Origin of the sequence: Stappia sp. BW2 (assembly GCF_008107695.1) — a bacterium.
Taxonomy (GTDB): Bacteria; Pseudomonadota; Alphaproteobacteria; order Rhizobiales; family Stappiaceae; genus Roseibium.
In genome coordinates, this window is record NZ_VIRG01000003.1 from 1 (window position 1) to 285 (window position 285).

1 protein-coding gene is annotated in these 285 nt (G+C 68.8%); it reads left to right on the forward strand.

Features of this window, described 5'->3' with window-relative positions:
* Positions 1-29 precede the first annotated feature (29 nt).
* Positions 30-285 (forward strand): hypothetical protein (locus FMN63_RS00015; RefSeq protein WP_205513725.1); only part of this gene is annotated, 256 nt, incomplete at its 3' end.

The window sequence follows — 285 nt, forward strand, 5'->3', positions numbered from 1 at the left end:
CCTTGGACATGTTCGCGTACAGCCGTGACATGGACGATGCGCTGGTGCTGGCCGCCGGCATTCCGAGCGCCTGGCTTCAGGGCGAGGGCATCGCCGTGCAGGGCCTGCGCACGCCGCAGGGCCAGCTCAACTACCGCCTGCAGCGCAGCGACAAGCAGCTGGTGCTGGAGGTGCAGCCGGGCCTGGTGCCACCGGTCGGTGGCGTGGTGTTGCCATGGCCGTACGCCGGTGATCCGGGCGAGGCGACCATCAACGGCGAAGCGGCCGAATGGGTCAACAAGGAAC